Source organism: Streptomyces sp. NPDC034049 (assembly GCF_055575575.1).
Map to the genome: position 1 here is coordinate 186,495 of NZ_JBVISJ010000007.1, position 16,979 is coordinate 203,473.

18 protein-coding genes and 1 pseudogene are annotated in these 16,979 nt (G+C 70.7%); 5 read left to right on the plus strand and 14 right to left on the minus strand.

Annotated features, from left to right (window positions below; translation table 11 throughout):
* Positions 1-116 precede the first annotated feature (116 nt).
* The gene (locus ACZ52C_RS21795; RefSeq protein ID WP_469076277.1) at positions 117-2,453 is read left to right on the plus strand and encodes an MMPL family transporter; all 2,337 of its coding nucleotides are present in this window, start codon (positions 117-119) and stop codon (positions 2,451-2,453) included.
* Positions 2,454-2,738: 285 nt separating this feature from the next.
* Here ACZ52C_RS21795 and ACZ52C_RS21800 read toward each other — a convergent pair whose 3' ends face one another.
* Positions 2,739-3,098 carry a hypothetical protein gene (locus ACZ52C_RS21800; RefSeq protein ID WP_469076278.1) on the minus strand — a complete coding sequence of 120 codons (360 nt, stop codon included), beginning with the start codon at positions 3,096-3,098 and terminating at the stop codon, positions 2,739-2,741.
* Positions 3,099-3,910: 812 nt separating this feature from the next.
* Here ACZ52C_RS21800 and ACZ52C_RS21805 point away from each other — a divergent pair.
* Positions 3,911-4,252 carry a MerR family transcriptional regulator gene (locus ACZ52C_RS21805; RefSeq protein WP_469076279.1) on the plus strand — a complete coding sequence of 114 codons (342 nt, stop codon included), beginning with the start codon at positions 3,911-3,913 and terminating at the stop codon, positions 4,250-4,252.
* Positions 4,253-4,742: 490 nt separating this feature from the next.
* On the opposite strand, the gene ACZ52C_RS21810 is transcribed toward ACZ52C_RS21805, so the two are convergent.
* Positions 4,743-6,401 (minus strand): allantoin permease, encoded by a 1,659-nt coding sequence (locus ACZ52C_RS21810; protein WP_469076280.1) that lies wholly within the window; start codon positions 6,399-6,401, stop codon positions 4,743-4,745.
* Positions 6,402-6,460: 59 nt separating this feature from the next.
* The gene (locus ACZ52C_RS21815; RefSeq protein ID WP_469076281.1) at positions 6,461-7,138 is read right to left on the minus strand and encodes a GntR family transcriptional regulator; all 678 of its coding nucleotides are present in this window, start codon (positions 7,136-7,138) and stop codon (positions 6,461-6,463) included.
* Between the two features lie 250 nt (positions 7,139-7,388).
* Between ACZ52C_RS21815 and ACZ52C_RS21820 the strand changes: the two genes are divergently transcribed.
* Positions 7,389-7,931, plus strand: coding sequence for a DUF1707 SHOCT-like domain-containing protein (locus ACZ52C_RS21820; protein WP_469076282.1), 543 nt, complete (start codon positions 7,389-7,391; stop codon positions 7,929-7,931).
* A 47-nt stretch (positions 7,932-7,978) separates the two neighbouring features.
* Here the strand turns inward: ACZ52C_RS21820 and ACZ52C_RS21825 are convergent, their stop codons facing one another.
* Positions 7,979-8,470 (minus strand): DUF4396 domain-containing protein, encoded by a 492-nt coding sequence (locus ACZ52C_RS21825; RefSeq protein ID WP_469076283.1) that lies wholly within the window; start codon positions 8,468-8,470, stop codon positions 7,979-7,981.
* 238 nt (positions 8,471-8,708) lie between these two features.
* Between ACZ52C_RS21825 and ACZ52C_RS21830 the strand changes: the two genes are divergently transcribed.
* Positions 8,709-9,413, plus strand: a complete 705-nt coding sequence (locus tag ACZ52C_RS21830; RefSeq protein WP_469076284.1) for a DUF5134 domain-containing protein — start codon at positions 8,709-8,711, stop codon at positions 9,411-9,413.
* 139 nt (positions 9,414-9,552) lie between these two features.
* On the opposite strand, the gene ACZ52C_RS21835 is transcribed toward ACZ52C_RS21830, so the two are convergent.
* The 10 genes from ACZ52C_RS21835 to ACZ52C_RS21880 form a co-directional block, all read right to left on the minus strand.
* Positions 9,553-10,464 (minus strand): M56 family metallopeptidase, encoded by a 912-nt coding sequence (locus tag ACZ52C_RS21835; RefSeq protein WP_469076285.1) that lies wholly within the window; start codon positions 10,462-10,464, stop codon positions 9,553-9,555.
* The gene (locus tag ACZ52C_RS21840) at positions 10,461-10,829 is read right to left on the minus strand and encodes a BlaI/MecI/CopY family transcriptional regulator (RefSeq protein WP_045562083.1); all 369 of its coding nucleotides are present in this window, start codon (positions 10,827-10,829) and stop codon (positions 10,461-10,463) included. Before ACZ52C_RS21840 ends, ACZ52C_RS21835 begins: the two co-directional genes overlap by 4 nt.
* Positions 10,830-10,974: 145 nt before the next feature.
* Positions 10,975-11,631, minus strand: coding sequence for a DUF305 domain-containing protein (locus tag ACZ52C_RS21845; RefSeq protein WP_469076286.1), 657 nt, complete (start codon positions 11,629-11,631; stop codon positions 10,975-10,977).
* Between the two features lie 97 nt (positions 11,632-11,728).
* Positions 11,729-12,202, minus strand: coding sequence for a DUF6153 family protein (locus ACZ52C_RS21850; protein ID WP_469076287.1), 474 nt, complete (start codon positions 12,200-12,202; stop codon positions 11,729-11,731).
* 126 nt (positions 12,203-12,328) lie between these two features.
* Positions 12,329-12,781 (minus strand): hypothetical protein, encoded by a 453-nt coding sequence (locus ACZ52C_RS21855; protein WP_469076288.1) that lies wholly within the window; start codon positions 12,779-12,781, stop codon positions 12,329-12,331.
* Positions 12,765-13,262, minus strand: coding sequence for an RNA polymerase sigma factor (locus ACZ52C_RS21860; protein WP_469076289.1), 498 nt, complete (start codon positions 13,260-13,262; stop codon positions 12,765-12,767). The genes ACZ52C_RS21855 and ACZ52C_RS21860 overlap by 17 nt, the downstream gene beginning before the upstream one ends.
* A gap of 62 nt (positions 13,263-13,324) precedes the next feature.
* Entirely contained in the window at positions 13,325-13,963 is a 639-nt protein-coding gene (locus tag ACZ52C_RS21865; protein WP_469076290.1) for a class F sortase, read from the minus strand.
* Entirely contained in the window at positions 13,960-14,340 is a 381-nt protein-coding gene (locus ACZ52C_RS21870; protein WP_469076291.1) for a sortase-dependent protein, read from the minus strand. Before ACZ52C_RS21870 ends, ACZ52C_RS21865 begins: the two co-directional genes overlap by 4 nt.
* 240 nt (positions 14,341-14,580) lie before the next feature.
* Positions 14,581-15,297, minus strand: a complete 717-nt coding sequence (locus ACZ52C_RS21875) for a hypothetical protein (protein ID WP_469076292.1) — start codon at positions 15,295-15,297, stop codon at positions 14,581-14,583.
* A gap of 258 nt (positions 15,298-15,555) precedes the next feature.
* Complete coding sequence (locus tag ACZ52C_RS21880) at positions 15,556-15,921, minus strand: VOC family protein (protein ID WP_469076293.1); 366 nt, start codon at positions 15,919-15,921, stop codon at positions 15,556-15,558.
* Between the two features lie 92 nt (positions 15,922-16,013).
* On the opposite strand from ACZ52C_RS21880, the pseudogene ACZ52C_RS21885 reads away from it, so the two are divergent.
* Positions 16,014-16,977: pseudogene (locus ACZ52C_RS21885) on the plus strand (helix-turn-helix transcriptional regulator).
* Positions 16,978-16,979: the final 2 nt, after the last annotated feature.

A 16,979-nucleotide genomic window follows, 5' to 3' on the forward strand; every position in this document is an offset into this window, starting at 1 on the left:
TAGCACCCTACCGCATCGATAGTCTACTCTCGTTTTGATAGTACCCTCTCGCTTCGTCGTGCGACCTGGCTCGTCAGATCGCCTGATCAGGTCGCCTGAACGAGAGGGAGAAATCTGTGTCCGTTCTGCTGTATCGGCTGGGCAAATTCGCCTACGGCAAGCCGTGGTACGTCATCGGAGGATGGTTGGCGGTGCTGGCGGCGGTCGTCCTTCTGCTCGTGACCCATCCGGTCAAGCTCAGCAACGAGGTCCGCATCGACGGCACCCCGTCCCAGCAGGTCATCGACGGCTTGGCCACCTCCCTGCCGGAGGCGTCCGGCGGCCAGGGCATGCTGCTCTTCGCCGCTCCGAAGGGTGCCCGGATCGACGACGAGAAGGTGCGGTCCGCCCTGGTGGCCGCCGTCGACGCCGTCTACCGCCACGACCACGTCGTCGACGCGAGGAAAGTGCTGGCCCGGGAAGCCGCCAAGGGCGCGAACAGTCCACTGCTGCGGGCTCAGGCAGCGGTCGCCCAGGCCGCTGGAAAGCCGTCCTCCGGCAAGACACCCGCCCCCTTGCAACACGGTGGTCAGCCGGTGCCGGGAGTCGTCGTCTCCGCCGACGGCTCAACGGCACTGATGCAGTTCCAGTTCGACCAGCAGACCTTCGAACTTCCTGCCGGGACGATCGACAGCACCATCCGGGCCGCCGAGGAGCAGGCCGCACCCGGAGACCTGGAAGTCCTGCCGTCGGCGGCCATGATGGAGATCCCCGACATCATCGGCGTCGGGGAGATCGTCGGCGTCGTCGTGGCGGCCCTCGTCCTGCTGATCACCCTGGGATCGGTCATCGCGGCGGGTCTGCCACTGGTCATCGCTCTGGCCGGCGTCACGGTGGGAGTCGGCGGCGCCTTCACCCTCTCCACCGTCTTCGAGATCCACTCACTCGCAGCGGTGCTGGCGCTGATGCTGGGGCTGGCCGTCGGCATCGACTACGCACTGTTCATCGTCAACCGGGAACGCCGGCTGATCCTCGACCAGGGCATGGACCCCCATGAAGCGACCGGCCGTGCGCTCGGCACCGCCGGGAGCGCGGTCTTCTTCGCCGGCAGCACCGTCATCATCGCTCTGGCCGGGCTCCTGGTCATCGGCATCACGCTGCTCAGCACCATGGCCCTCGTCGCGGCCGGCACGATCGCGATCGCTGTCCTGCTCGTCCTGACCCTGCTGCCCGCCCTGCTGGGCCTGGTCGAAGGACGCATCTGCCCCGCCCGCACCCGGCGAGGGGAACAGGGGCGGACCGGAGGTGCCGAGCACACCCGGGCCGCCCGCTGGGGAGCCTTCCTGGTCCGCCACAGGTACGCCGCCCTCGCGGCCTCGATCCTGATTCCGGCGATTCTGGCGGTGCCGGCCGCCGGCATGAATCTGGGCCTGCCCTCCGGCGCCAGCTACAACACCGACACCGGGCAGCGGCGCAGCTACGACCTGGTCAGCGACGCGTACGGGGCCGGCTACAACGGCCCCCTCCTGATCGCCGTCGATTCCACCACGAACGGACAGCCGCTCACCCCCGCGACTCTCGCCGCGGTGACCTCGGACCTGCGAAGCGTCAAGGGCGCCACGTCGGTCTCCCTGGCCGGCATGAACCAGGCCGGCACCACCGCCATCCTGAGCCTGATCCCCGGCAGCGGCCCGAACGACGACGCCACCAAGGACCTCGTCACCGCCGTACGGGACGAGAGCGCCCAGATCCGTGAGACCCGCGACGCCGACATCGGCATCGCCGGTTTCACCGCCCTGGCGATCGACGTCTCCGACCGGCTCGGCGACGTCCTTCCGCTCTACGTGGCCACCGTGCTCGGGCTGTCCCTCATCGTCCTGCTCCTGGTCTTTCGCTCCCTCATGGTCCCGGTGATGGCCACCCTCGGCTTCCTGTTGAGCATCGCCGCCACCTTCGGCATCACCACGGCAGTCTTCCAGTGGGGCTGGCTGCAGAGCCTGATCGGACTCGACGCCACCGCACCGGTCGTGAGCCTGCTGCCCATCATCATCACCGGCGTCCTCTACGGGCTGGCCATGGACTACCAGATGTTCCTGGTGACCTCCATACGCGAAGCCCACGTCCACGGTGCCACCGCCGTCAACGCCACCGTCACCGGGTTCGCCCGTGCCAGCTCCGTCGTCCTGGCGGCGGCCACCATCATGGTCTCGGTCTTCGCCGGCTTCGTCTTCAACGCCCAACCCATGATCAAACAGGCCGGCTTCGCACTGGCCGCAGGCATCCTCATCGACGCCTTCGTCATCCGCATGACCTTCATCCCGGCCACCATGGCACTCGCCCAGGAGAAAGCCTGGTGGATTCCCGCCCGGCTGGACCGCCTGCTTCCCGACCTCGATGTCGAGGGCGACAAGCTCGCACGGAAGATCCCGCTGCCCCACCCCGCCGCAGCCCAACAGGCCCAGACGGTCAGCTGACCGGCGGCACCGTCTCCTCGCCCGCAACCTTGCCGACTGTCTCGGTGCGATCGGCGCGCGGCCGCTCTCGACGTCGGCTGGGAGAGCTTCCACCGTCCGGGCGGGCTTCGTCCTCACCATCGCCGGCCTGCTCAGGGCGCTGTGCCGCGACGGTCACGAAGGCGGTACCGAGCATCCCGGTGAGCCGAACAGAGCAGTGAGGGGCCCAACCGGCGCGCGCCGGTAGGGCCCCTCACTGTGCGCCGTGCCGCTTGCGTCGCGGCGGTGGGTCAGTGGGTCAGTGGGTCAGTGGTCGGAGTAGCTGAAGTCGCCCACGGTCCAGGCGCAGACGTCCTCGATCGCGACGCGGTACATCCCGCCGGTCTCCGGAATGCCCACAGTGCCCTGAAGGATCCGGGCGACATGGAAGTGCAGATGTGTGGGCGGCCCGTCCCTCTTCACGGGGGTGTCGAAAACAGCGGCGAACTCGCCCAGTCGTTCGGAGTCCTTCAGTACCTCAGACACCCTCTGCCTCCACATGGCTTCGGGAGCCAGGCGACCGGTGATGACGGTGCCACCGGTGACCACGGTCAGGGACATCTGATTGCTCTGCCCCGACTCCACTAGGGCGGCGATGTCGAGGATCAGCTCGTCAGGCTTCGGCATGAGAGCGAATTCTATGCGCCGACCCGTCGGGACGGCTCGTGTGGTGGCACCACCGGGGAATTTGAGCGCACACGGCTACGTCGGCGCCGCGGCGCAGGGCAGAGGGCGCACATGCGTGGCGCATGCGAGCCGGGGCGTCGCGGGAAGTTCGGCGGGTGGATCCCGGGCCCATCCGTGCGTCGAACCTGCGCTGCCGCCGGTCCCAAGGCTCCGCGGATCGGCTGATGGAGTGCCTCATTGCCGAGCGCACTAAATCTATGCTCGCCGGAGTAGACATTCGGTGCCCGCATGCTTATGGTTTCTCTTGTAGACGAGATCCAGCAAGGCCCGGCAGACACGAACTGCCGGGCAGCAGTACACGCAGAACGGTCCGGTGGTGGAGTCTCGAAGCCAGATTCGCTGTACGACGGCGACGGGACTGACGACCGGAACGGGTGGCCCGCAGTGATGAGGGGCTGCCGAGACGAAAGCCACGGTTGACGCGGTTGCAGCAGTTCGCGGTATCAGCAGTACAAGCAGTACGCAGTCCCCCGTTTGGCACGTGATTGATCCAGAGGGAAAGAACGGAGGAGTCGAGCGCCATCAGGATCGCCCGGGTGAGAAAAACGAGCCTGGGTACCGCAGGACATCGATAGGTAGGTGGTCTCCGGTCACGCATCCGCGATCCCCGCACTCCCGTCGGCGTATCAGACGGCCGTGCGGAAACAGAAGGCCGGCGCAGTACTAGGGTCGGCAGATGGTGTTGATGTTCCTTCGGGGCCCTGGTGCCGTACGGCACCAGGGCCCCTCGACGCGTTCCACAGAGAGGTGAGATGACAGCAGACCAGTCGCTAGGCCGTCTTGACGACGAGGACTACCCCGCCTACACGATGGGCCGGGCCGCCGAGATGCTCGGTACCACCCCCGGCTTCCTCCGTGCCATCGGCGAAGCACGACTGATCACACCACTGCGGTCCGAGGGCGGTCACCGCCGCTACTCCCGCTACCAACTGCGCATCGCGGCCCGCGCTCGCGAACTCGTCGACCAGGGCACCCCGATCGAGGCCGCATGCCGGATCATCATCCTCGAAGACCAGCTCGAGGAAGCCGAGCGCATCAACGCCGAGTACCGCCGTGCCGGCGGATCGGCAGATCCAACGGCCGCCGGGGCCTGAGGTGAGCCGGCTCGCCGGTTCGGCGGGCCCTCACACCCGTGCACGGCGTGGCTGAGGCACGCGCAGGGACGGCCCTCGTGTCCGAGCATCCCCCTGGCGCTCGCCTCCGACGGGGGCTCGGTGTGACCGGTTGCAGCTCTCCTTCAGGCCATCCCCCTTTCGGCGCAGTCGCTGATCGGGCCGCGAGTGCCGAATGGAAGCCGAACCAGCGGGGCGACGGGGCGAGGCACCGGACGGCCTGGCCACCGCGCCCGCGCTGGGACCGCGCGCGACGCGACGCGGCGGGACGTGCCCTTGGATGGCCCGCCGGACTGCCGCACGCCGCAAACCCCGCGGCGCTGGGCCCCACCGGCAAGGCCTTGCGCGGACGACGGCACGCACCCGGGATTCCCGTGTCCCCGCCGTCGTCGCTGCGCATGATCACCATCGGAGATGCCGAGGTCAGGGTCGGAAGCCACCAGCTCTGGTCGGGGCCCGTCCCGTGTTCGGGTCAGGCAGGGGTTGGTTGGGCCGGGAGTACGTGGTCGGCGAGTTTGTCCGTGCTCAGGCACAGGGAGCAGACCGTCGCGTCGTGGGTGGTGCAGGCGGTCAGGTCGGGGCGCTCGTAGGGCTGGTGGCAGACGTGGCAGTCGTATGTCGTGGCGCTGGGGTTGCCGTCGGCGTCGAGCAGTGGCTCGTCGATGCCGTCGTCGGTGCGGCGCAGGTAGTACTTGCCCTTGGTGGCGACGGCCATCAGCGGGGTGAGGACGAAGGCGATGACGGCGGCGGCCACGGGGGAGTAGGGCTGGAGGGTGTCGCCGAGGCCGTGGAAGTACATGGCGATCGACAGGCCGGACGCGGCGAGGAAGGCGACGACACCGACCGGGTTGACGGCGTACAGCATGCCGCGGCGGAACTCGGGCTGGAGCGGGGAGAGTTTCAGCAGGTACTTGTTGACGCCGATGTCGGTGGCGACGGTGACGACCCAGGCGATGGCGCAGTTCGAGTAGAAGCCCAGGATGCTGTTGAGGAAGCTGAACATGTCGGCCTCCATCAGGGCCAGCGCGAAGGCCAGGTTGACCAGCACGAAGACCATGCGGCCGGGATAGCGCCTGGTGACGCGGGTGAAGGAGTTCGTCCACGCGAGCGAGCCCGAGTACGCGTTCGTCACGTTGATCTTGATCTGGCTGATGACGACGAGTGCCACGGCGAGCGGGACGACCGTCCAGGACGGCAGCATCGCGTCGAACGCGCCACGGAACTGCTGGATCGGCTCGGGCGCCGCCTCCGGGCCGACCTCGGCCAGGATGTAGACGGCGAGGAAGACACCGATCGCCTGCTTCAGGGCGCCGAGTACGACCCAGCCGGGTCCGGCCATGATCACGGCCGTCCACCAACTGCGCTTGTTCGCCTCGGTCCTGGGCGGCATGAAGCGCAGGTAGTCGATCTGCTCGCCGATCTGCGCGATGAGGGAGAGGCACACGCCCGCGCCCAGCAGTACGGAGGCCGTGTTGACGCCGCCCTCGCCGTCGGTGCCGGCGTAGGACAGGAAGCGGTCGACCGTGCCGGGGTCGGTGGCGACCAGGTAGACCAGCGGGGCGACCATCAGCACCAGCCAGATCGGGGTCGTCCAGACCTGGAGCTTGCTCAGCGCCTTCATGCCGTAGATGACGAGCGGGATGACCATCAGGGTGGACACCAGATAGCCCAGCCACAGGGGCATGCCCAGGCCCAGTTTCAGCCCCTGGGCCATGATCGAGCCTTCGAGGGCGAAGAAGATGAAGGTGAAGCTGGCGAAGATGACGCTGGTGATGACCGAGCCGTAGTAGCCGAAGCCGGAGCCGCGGGTGATCAGGTCCAGGTCGATGTTGTAGCGGGCGCCGTAGTAGGCGAGCGGGAAACCGGTGACGAAGATGACGACGGCCGCCACCGCGATGGCGATCAGCGCGTTGCCGGTGCCGTGGGCCAGGCCGATGCCGGCGCCGATGGAGAAGTCGGCCATGTAGGCGATGCCGCCGAGGGCCGTGGTCGCCACGACCATCGGGGTCCAGCGGCGGTAACTGCGGGGCGCGAAGCGGAGGGTGTAGTCCTCCAGCGTCTCCTTGGTCGCCTGGCTCTTCGCGGAGTCGGGGGACGTGGCTGGGGTCAGCCGTGGCTCGGTCGTGCTCATGGGCAACCCTTCGGTTCTGCGGGGAGCGGGGGGCCTGCGTACGGGACGGGGGCGGGGATTCACAGGCGGTCGGTGTGCAGTGCCATCTGGGTCATGGCTCTCCGGGCGCGTTCGAGCACCACGGCCATCGAGTCGCCGACGTGGGCGCGCAGGGCGCGGTGGCCGTCGTCGAGCCGTCCGTCGCGCACGAACTCCATGATCTCGATGTGTTCGGAGATGGTCGTCTCCACCCGGTCCTGGGTGAGGAAGTCGTACATACGGACCCGGCGGATGCGTTCGCCGACCGCCACCAGGGCATCGGTGAGCGCGGGGTTGCCGGAGGCGCGGGAGAGTTCGGCGTGGAAGCATTCGTCCTGGACGACGAAGCGCGGGTCGGGTGCGGGTGGTTGTGCGCGCATCGCGTACCAGCGCTCCAACTCGGCGCCGACGACCGCCGGATCGTGCCGGACGGAGGGGTCCTCGATCGCGCGGGCCACACCTCGCAGTTCCAGGGTGACCCGGAGTTCGTAGAGGTCCTTGAGCTGGGCGAGGTTGGGGATCGTGACGAAGAATCCGCCGTCGCCGCGCTCGATCAATCCGTCCGTCAGCAGCCGTGCCAGCGCCTCGCGCACGGGGGTGCGTGACACCCCGAACCGCGTCGCGAGCCGCATCTCGGCCAGCCGCTCACGGGGGCCGAAGTCGCCGTCGAGCACGGCGGTACGCAGCCGCGCGTAGACCGCCTCACGCAGCGAGGCCACGCCGGACGTGGTTCGGTTCGGGGCGGTGCCCGGGTGTGGATCCGGGATCGCATCCGGCTGCGTATACAGCGTCGAATCCATGAGCGGACACGCTAGAAAACGCTTGTTTCCCAGGCCGCCCTCGTTCGGTGAACGGCGGGTTTCCGGCACCGTTCCCCCCGCTCCCGACGGTCAGCCGGGTCGGCGGTCAGCCCTTTCCGGTCGAGGCGTGGGGCTCGTTGCGCGGTGTGCGTGGCAGTACGGTGGAGCGGTGACCCCGTTACCGGAAGGCCCGTCGTCCTCGATCGGAGACGGCGACCGTGATGCGGCCGTGCGGCGCCTGCGGGAGGCGTACGCCGAAGGGCTCGTCCCGCACGAGGAGTTGGACGGGCGCCTCCACCAGGTGCTCACCGCCGAAACGCGCGGCGAGCTCGTGTCGGCTCTGGCCTCGCTCCCGGCGGAGGACCCGGCCACCACGTCGACGATCGCCGTCGCCGGCGGGCTGATTAAGCGGCGCGGCGCGTGGCGGGTACCTCGGATCCTCAAGGTCGGGTCCGCCTTCGGCAGGGTGCGCCTGGACCTGTCCCGGGCGATCATCGAGCACCCGGTCGTCGACATCGAGCTGCGACTCGGAACCGGCGGAGCCGCCCTCACCGTGCCTCGCGACGCGGTCGTCGATGTCGAGGGTCTGGAGACGGGGTGGAAGGACCTGCGCTACCGGCCCCCGCGCCGCTCCCGGCCCGGCGGACCGACGATCCGCGTCTCCGGAGCCATGGGCTTCGGCCGGCTGAAGATCCGCCACGGCCGGCGTTGACCCGGCACGGTCGGCGTTGACCCGCCGCCCCGCGGAGGGTGCGTGGGTCAGTGGTACGCGTGGACGACCGCGTGGCCCTTGCCGCGGCCGATCATCCACTTGTTGACCGGCGTGGTGATCAGGAAGGCGACCGCGAAGCCGCCGAGGAGGGCTGACCAGAAGAGGGCGTCGTCGAGGTGGGCGTCCATCGCGCCGGGGGTGAGGGCGATGATGGCGTTGTCGACCAGTTCCATGACGGCGATCGACACGGTGTCGGCGGCCAGGGCCACCTTGATCGCGCTCCTGAGGTCCAGGCCGGCCCGCCGCACCGCGAACAGGGTGAACGAGTAGCCGAAGAGGAACGCGAGCGCGATGGCCAGGATCATGGTCGGTACGTTGCTCCATCCCAACGCCGTGCCGATGACCATGCCCAGGATCTCGCCGATGGCGCACCCCGTGAGGCAGTGCAGGGTCGCCTTCGCCGCCATGGCCCAGGACGCTCCGCCATGTTCTCCATGGGACCCATGGTTCGTGTGGTGCGTGTGCTGCGTGTGGTCCATGGCCTCTCGGTCCCTTCTCGTCCATGGTGGCCCGTCTCCCCGTGCGGTGCCATGCTATACCCCTGGGGGGTATGTGGCGAGGAGTGTGGCAGAAGTGTGTCCGGATACCCCGGGTGCCCGCTGGGGGCGGCTGTGACGCGCCCCTCTGAGTCGGAGCGGCGGCCGCTACGTACTAAGCGGGTACGTAGTGGTCGACGATCGGTGAGCCGGATCCCCGGGTCCCGTGAGGGGTGGCGACGTGGCTGGACACCTTCTTGGCTGGGTCCTGGTGGTGCTGGGCGCCGGGACGGCCGTCGGGAACCTCGTGCGGCTGGCGCTGGTCAGAGGCTGGGGCCGGTTCGAGGCGGGGGTCGAAGTGGCCATGGGCGTGGGGATGGCCGTGATGGCGGCGCCTCCGACCACGACCCTGTACGGCACCTACGGCATGTGGTGGGCGGCCGTGTTCGGAGCGCTCTGTCTCGGGGGCGTGGCCCTGTCCGTACGGCATGCCGCACGCGGCGGTGTGCGGCAGGTGCGGCACGGCGCCCATCTCGTGATCGGCAGTGCCGCCATGGTGGTGATGACCCTGGCCATGCCCGGCGCCGCCTCGGGACCCACGCTCGCCCTGGCCGGCGCCTCCGGGCACGGGCACGGCGGAGCGGGCCCGGCGGAGGGCATGGGTGCCGCCCACGGTGTCACCGAGGCGGCCGCCACCTCCGGCTCGGCGCTCCTGTGGCGCGTCGCCTTCTGGGCCCTCGCCGCCTACTTCCTGGCAACCGTGGCTCTCGCCGTCCGCGCGTGGATGCGGGAGACCGGCGGCTCGTCCGCCGGGCCGGTCACCGAGGCCCGCCACCGTCGAGCGACCCGGACCCCGGCGGTGCTGTCCGTGTCGAACGCGCGCCTGGCCGGCCACGTAGGCATGGGCGGTTCGATGGCGACGATGCTGCTGATGATGACCGTCTGAACCGAACGGGCCCTGGGTGGCGGGTCGTTGATGTCCGAGGGCGGCCGGAGGGGGCCTGGGGGTTGGGGCCCGAGGGTGGCCCCAGGGCGGTCCGACGGCGACCCCGGGGCGCTGAGTGTCGTCGAGGTCGCCCTCGGCGTCACGCGGCGCCGAGCGGGCAGGCGACGAGGAGCGGCAGCAGCGGAACCGTCGCGGTCACGGCGGCGACGCAACCCCAGAAGGCGCGGTGCGGGGGACGGCGCGGCCCGAGGACCCGCCGGATCCGGATCAGCACCGCCGGGCCGCCCGCCGCGAACGCGCCCTTCGGGGTCCGGGCCGTCGCCATCTCGTACATCGCGCTCGCCAGCGCCCCGTCGGAGTGGGCGCGCAGGGCGCGGTCGTCGGCGATCATCTCCAGCAGGAGCGCCGTCTGGGCACGGGCGTGACGGGCCAGGGGAAGCAGCGGGAAGACCGATCCGAACGCCGCGGCGGCGGCGATCACCAGATGGTGGCGGCCCGCGATGTGCGCCCGCTCGTGTTCCAGAACCGCCGCGAGCTGCTCGGGAGCCAGCTCCCGCACGGCCGCGTCGCTGATCACGATCCTCGGCCGGTGGCCCGGCAGACAGTAGGCGGCCGGCACGTCGTACGGCAGGACGGTGGCCCCCAGCCGTACGGAACGGCGGCCGACCAGATCCACCGCCTCCCGGTGCCGGGCCCGGGCGCGACGCGCGCGTACGACATGGAAGGCGAAGCTTCCCGCGAGGGCGGCCCCGAGCGCCGCCGGAACGGCGACGGCGAGTCGGCCCGCGGTGTCGTGGCCGGGCCCGCTCGCGCCCAGGTCGAGCCCGCAGGAGTGCAGCAGGCCCAGGAGTCCCTCGTGCGTGTGGGCGGCGGGCATCAGCAGGTGATACGCCGTCAGCGCGGCCCCGAGGGCGAAGGAGGCCGTCAGGGTGTGCCAGACCGCCAGGGCCAGGGCGGGTGCCCGGTGCGGCCATGCGGCGCGCAGCACCAGGGGCGGGGCGACGAAGCCCACCGTCGCCGTGTAGGCGAGCAGGAGGGGCGCCGCGTTCACGGCTTCGCCTGCCGTCCCACCGCGCGCAGGGCCTTGCGCAGGGCGGCCTGCTCCTCCTCCGTCATGTTCTCGACGAAGTGGACCAGTGCGGCCGGCCGGTCCTTGCTCGCGTCCAGACCGTCCTCCATCAGCGCGGCGGCGTACGCCTCACGGCTGCGCACAGGGGTGTAGAGCCAGGCGCGGCCCTGCTTGCCCCGCAGCAACCAGCCTTTGTTGTAGAGGATGTTGGTCACGGTCATCACCGTGGTGTAGGCCAGCGGACGGGTCTTGTTGAGGTCGTCCACGACCTCGCGCACCGTCGCCGGACGGTTCCATGTCCAGAGGCGGTCCATGATCTCCGCTTCCAGTTCCCCCAGCCGTCGCATGGCCCTGACTCCTTCCGGCTGTTGACGCGCACGCGTATACGCAGAGGCATAGTAGATGGCTCGCTGGTCGCGGCTCATCGGCGGCGGTGGGGTGGGTTCGTGAGGGGGGCGGCGCGGGCCGGGTGTGGGCCCGCGCCGGGGGTGCTCAGAGTCGGTCGAGGACGGCGTCGAGCTGCTCCACCTCGGCGGACTGGCTCTTCACGATGTCGCCCGCCATCTTCACGGCGGCGTCGTTCCTGCCGTTCTTCCGCTCGTCCTCGGCCATGGCGATGGCGCCGTTGTGGTGCTCGATCATCAGCTGGGCGAACAGCTTGTCGAACTCGGTGCCCTTCATGCCTTCGAGCCGCCGCATGTCCGCGTCGGACATCATGCCGTCGGCGCCGCCGTCCTCGCCGCCGTGCCCCATGCCGGGCATGGACTCGACGGCGGTCGGCCGGTCCCAGGAGCGCAGCCATCCCTTCATGGTCGCGATCTCCGGGTCCTGGGCCTTCTCGATCTGCTCGGCGATGTCCTTCAGCTCGGCGTCGGACGCCCGACCGTCGGCCAGTTCGGCCATCTCCAGGGCCTGCTCGTGGTGCGGGATCATCATCTGCGCGAAGGTGACGTCGGCGTCGCCGAAGTCGGCGGATCCGGCGTCGCCGGACGCGGACGCGGACGGAGAGGCCTTGCCGCTGCCGTGCTCCATACCGTCCATGTCGTCGCCGCAGGCGGTCAGGAACAGGGCGCCGACGGCGACGACGCTCACGGTGGCGGCGGCGCGGCGGAGGCGGGTACGGCGCGAGGGGCGCGTGGGGGCTGTCATGGTCTCGATTCACCTCGTGGTGTGCGTTCTGGGGCTGTTCGTGGGCAGGCGAAGCCGCGGGGCCGCGCAGGGCGCGCGCCCGCGTGAGCGGTTCGGCCTACAGCCGCAGAACTGACAGACGGGTGAGATCGGGCCCGCGTGGCGGCGGGCGGGGTCGCGTGAACGCGGCGACCTGGGCGAGGAGTTCCGCCCACTCCTCATGGCGACGGGTGAACGCCGGTGTGAGCAGGGCGGTGAGCACCCACGCGCCGAGCAGGACCGCCACGCAGAGGGACTGCATGTCCATGGTCGGGGCCGGTTCGTGCGAGGACCGAGGCCCCGAACCGGCCGTATGCGCATCCGCCGCATCCGCTGAACGCGTGGCATCCGCTGAACGCGTCGCATCTGCTGTACGCGTCGCATCCGCCATGTCAGTCGTCGTCGGCGGCGTATGGGAGACGGTGCTCATGGCGTGCGCGGACTCGCCGGGGTGCCCCGTGCCGTGCATCGCGAGGACGCCGAGGGCGAGCACGGCGACGAGCAGCAGTTGGCCGAGCGTGCCACCTGCGCGTACGCGCCGAATCGCCTGCATGCGGGGCTCCGTCACCGACCGTTCTGGATCTGCTTCCCCGACCGTAGCCGGGAAACGAGCGCCGCGCCGGGCGAAGGGGCGTTTTCTACTGTCTTACTAAGTGGTTTCGTGGTGAAGGTCACGCGGTCAGGGCGTGCCGGGGGTGCTGTCCGGGACGGCCGAGGCCTCGGAGACCTGGGTCGGGGTCACCGACGGGGCGGTGGTGTCGGTGGCGCTCTTGGTGGGCGGGGCCGAGGGGACCGGGGTCGCGGGGCTGTCGGAGGGCGACCGGGTGTCGTGGGTGCCGGAGGGCGGCGGCGTCGGCGAGGTACTGCTCGCGGGGGGCGGGGCCAGGGGGACCGAGGGGGGCGCGGGGGCCTCGTCCCGGCCGAGGTACAGGGGGAGGGCGACGAGTGCGACGGCGGCGCAGGCCGCGGCGGCACCGGCGGCGGCGCGGGCCAGCCGGCGGCGGGCGGCGCCGCGGCGGATCGTCTCGTAGCGGCCCGGCGGTGGGCCGAGACGGTCGGTGGGGGGACGCAGGAGGACGGTGAGCGGGTCGTCGGGCTCGAAGTCCGGGTCGTCGTCAGGGCGTGTGATCAAGGCTTCTCCTCAGATGGGCGCGGAGCAGTTCGCGGGCCGCGTGGAGGTCGGCCTTGACGGTTCCTTCCTTGCGTCCGGTCAGCTGGGACACCTCACGGATCGGCATGTCAGCGTAGTAGTGCAGCAGGATCGGTACGCGCAGCCGTTCCGGCAGCGACTGCACGAGCAGCCGGACCGAGGGGTCGGACCCGGCGTCGTCGTACCGCGGGAGCACCGCGGCCTCGGCGGTCGCCCGGTGCATCGCCTTGCGTTCGCGTTCGAGTTTGCGCCAGTGGTCCCGTACGAGGTTGGCCGCGGTGACGTAGAGGAAGCCGTGCGGCTCCGCCACGGACGTCCACCGGGCCCAGAGCCGGGTGAACGCCTCCGACGCGATCTCGTGGGCCGTCTCGTCGTCGTCGACCAGCCGACGGCACCAGCCGGCGAGGCGTGGGTAGAGGGCGGCGAACAGTTCGGACGCGGCCTTCTCACGGGACCGTTTCAACGCTCTCCATGGTCGTGACGGTGCGACAAGAGGCAAGGGGGACGGGGCGGTCGGGGTGCGGCTCACCGGGCCGTGGAGCTCAGTGTCGCGAAGACGATCACGTTGTCCCGGTACTCCTCGCCCGTGCGCGGGCCGCCGCAGGTGATGAGACGCAGCGCGGGACGGTTCACGTTGCCGTAGACCTCGTCCGCGGGGAAGTCGGCCTTGGCGACCGTGCGTACCGAGTCGACGGTGAACTCCGCCGCCGTGCCGTTCTCCAGGCGCGCCTCGATCCGCTCGCCCCGCCGCAGCCGGGCGAGTCCGCGGAAGACGCCGTCGCCGTGGCGCCCGACCGTGACATGGCCCAGGATCACCGACGGGCCGGTCTGGCCCGGCGTCGGCGAGTGCCGGTACCAGCCCGCCCTGTCGTGCTCCGTTACCGGCGGCACCTCCACCGTGCCGTCCGGGGCCAGCCCCAGCCGGATGACCGGGGTGTCGACCCCGATGGCCGGGATCAGCAGCCGCACCGGGACCGAACGGCCCAGGGGGCGCACGGCGCCACCGGCCGACGACGAGGACGACGGGTGCGGTGCGGACGGGGGCGCGGGCGTGTCGGCCTCGGGAGGCGCGGTCGTGGCGCGGTCGGCGCGGCGGTCGTCGCAGCTCACCAGCAGTGAGGCCGCCGCGGCGACGGCGAAGGCGCGCCTGGAGAGCGGTGTCACGCCTCGTTCGCCCGCTTGCGACGGACGAGCACCACGGCCGCACCGCCGCCGAGGAGCAGCGCGGTGGCGCCCGTGCCCGCCAGCACGGCGGCGCCGCCGGACTCCTCCGACTTCGGCGCCGTACCGGTGTCGGGGGCGCCGCTGGGAACGACGGAGACCTGGCTCGGTACCGGGCTCGCGTCGCCGGGGGTGGGGGCCTTGGTGGGTTCGGTTTCCGCCGGGTGGTCCGAGGCGGGGGCGGACGGGACCGGGCTCGGCGCCTTGGAGGCCTCCTGCGGTGCGGTGGTCGGGCTGGTGTCGTCGGCGAACGCGGGCAGCGCGGTCGCCAGCACGGCGGTGAGCGCGAATGCCGCGGCACTGAGGACGGTTCGTCGCATGGGTGGCTCTCTCTCGTCGGGTTCGGCGCGCCGCCGTCCCGGCCGGGTTCGGCGGAGGGACAGCGGCGTGGAACGGGTCTGTGGCCGCCGCCCGGTCGGTTGCCCGGCATGCGGCGGCGTCACGTACCGAGCGAAGAGACGAGGCAGCGGTGGAACGCGTTGTAAAGAGATGGCAAAGTCGTCAGGGGGGAGGGGAGTTGGGGGCAGCTGCCGGAAGTCCGGTGTCGCGCTGACGTCGGGTCACACGAGGAACAGCAGCTCCACGGCGACCACCACGTCCACGACGGCGCACCATTCGGCGAAGGTGGGGGCCACGACGCCCTGGAGCCGCCGCAGTCGCAGATGGGCGAAGTCCCACACGCCGTGGCAGAACCAGCCGGCCGCGATCACATAGCGGCCCAGGTCCGCGTCCAGGACCAGCCCGGTCACGGCCAGCGCCCCGAACACGACCGCCCCGAGGGCCTGGACCCCGAACACGACCGTCCCGGCGGCCCGCGCCCCGAGGGCGGCCGGGCCGTCCGGCGTCGGTCCCCCGGCCGCGTCCTCGACCGCGCCCCGGCCGGCCTGACGCCTCCCGCCCCGCAGCGCTCCGCGGAGCGCGCCCCACAGCAGCACCGCCAGCGCGGCGCCCACCAGGACGCCGGCCGGTGAGACGAGGTCCAGGGCCTGAAGGGCGAACGCGAACGACGCGCCCGCCGCGAGCACCGGCCAGGTCGCCCGGGGGTTCCCGATCTGGTGGATGACCACGTACAGCAGGGGGAGCAGCGGCAGGAACTGGGCGTAACCGTCCACCGTCGCGGCGGATTCGGCGGGGCCCGGCTCGGCCGACGCGCCCAGGACCAGACCCGGGACCGTCAGCGCGAGAGCGAGCAGCGTGGGCCAGCGGCGCGACAGCGCACGGACGGTGTCGCGCCCTGCGGAGGCGCTTGTGGAGGACGTGGAGGACGTGGCAGACATGGCTGTTCTCCCGAGGGACGAGGAGGAGGACGAACCGCCGAGGAGGCGGTACGGCCGTAAGCCTGCTGGTGGAGAGGGGGCGTCAGTAGTGCCGTATGCGCACGTCCCGGTGTGGCGATGTCATGTCCCGGCATGACATCTGTCATGGGCGTGGGGTCGGTTCGACCGCCACCCGTTGTCCTCTCGAAGTCGTCGTCCTCTCGAAGTCGGACGACGGCAGGCGCGACACCGACGTGGCGCCTGCCGCGTTCTGGACCTTCAGTCCCGCGGTGCGACGCGGATGCGGTTCCCGTCAGGATCGGAGGCGAGGAAGGTCGGCCCGAACCCCGCGTCATGAGGCTCGTGCAGGATCGTGACGCCCTTGGACCGCCACTGCTCGAAGATCGCGTCGATCTCGTCGGGCCCGCCGTCGACGGCCAGGCAGACCTCACTGGTACGCGGGACGTCCGGTGACAGATCCTCGAACCGGCCGGACCACACAGCGAGGTCGGCGCCGGGCCCGAGGTCGAAGGTGATGTATCCCGGAGTCTCGAACGAAGGGCTCCTGCCGAGGAGGCCGCCGTAGAAACGAGCTGCGGCGGGCGCGTCGTTCACATAGACGATGGACACGACGGATGTGGTCATGGCTGTTCCTTCTCACTGGTCGTAGGTACGCATCCACCAGCCTGATCCGCATATGCGCCGCATCCTGTCGTCGTTCCTGAAAAACTTGGGGGGTGACGCCGGACCGCTTCTTCACCCTGATGCTGCTCCTCGAATCGAGGGACACGGTGACCACACAGGAGCTCGCCTCGGCGCTCGGGGTCTCCCTTCGGACCATCAACCGGGACCTGAACTGGCTCCGCGACGCCGGTCTGCCGGTGACCGCGCACCGGGGCCGCCTCGGAGGCGTGACCATGCTGCCCGGGTCCGGGCTCGATCTCACGCGACTCACGCCTGGCGAGCGTGATCATCTCTCGCTCACGGGGCTGGATGAGAGGCAACGTGCGGAGCTCGACGCATCGGTCGAGAGCCGGCGCGCGCTCTCCAAGATCGCCGCCGGACCGTCACGTCGAGGTCATGAGCTGCTGCCGCTCACCGACGTCGTGCACGTCGACAGCCGACCCTGGCACCGGACGGGCTTCCGGCACGACTCCGGCCGCGCTGATCGGCTCGGTGCGGCGACGTCGCCGGCTACGGATCGAGTACGACAGCCCACGCGCGTCATGCCCACGCGACCTGGTCGTGGATCCCTACGGGCTGTTCGCCAAGGCCGGCATCTGGTATCTCGTCGCCGACTGCGCCCGAGTGCCGCAGATGTACCGGCTCGAACGGATCACGACGTGGAAGGAAGTCGACCAGCCACGGCGGATCCGCGAGAACCAGACCCTGGCCGCCGTCGCCGCGGCGCTCATCGATCAGTGGGAACACAACCATCCGACAGAGGTCAGCGCCACCATCGACCAGGCCCAGATCGAGCGAGCGCGACGGATCTTCGGCCAACGGCTCGTCCTGGACGACCACGAGGCATCCGCCACCGGCCACAAGGTGACGATCCGCTTCCCGCAGCTGGAGGACGTGCGAGCACTCCTGCCGTTCGGGAGCGCCATCACCGTGCACGGCCCCGCCGAAGCCAGGGCTCACCTCCGCGCCCTCGCCACCGACCTGGCCCAGCACTATGCGCCGACACCGACGGCCTGACC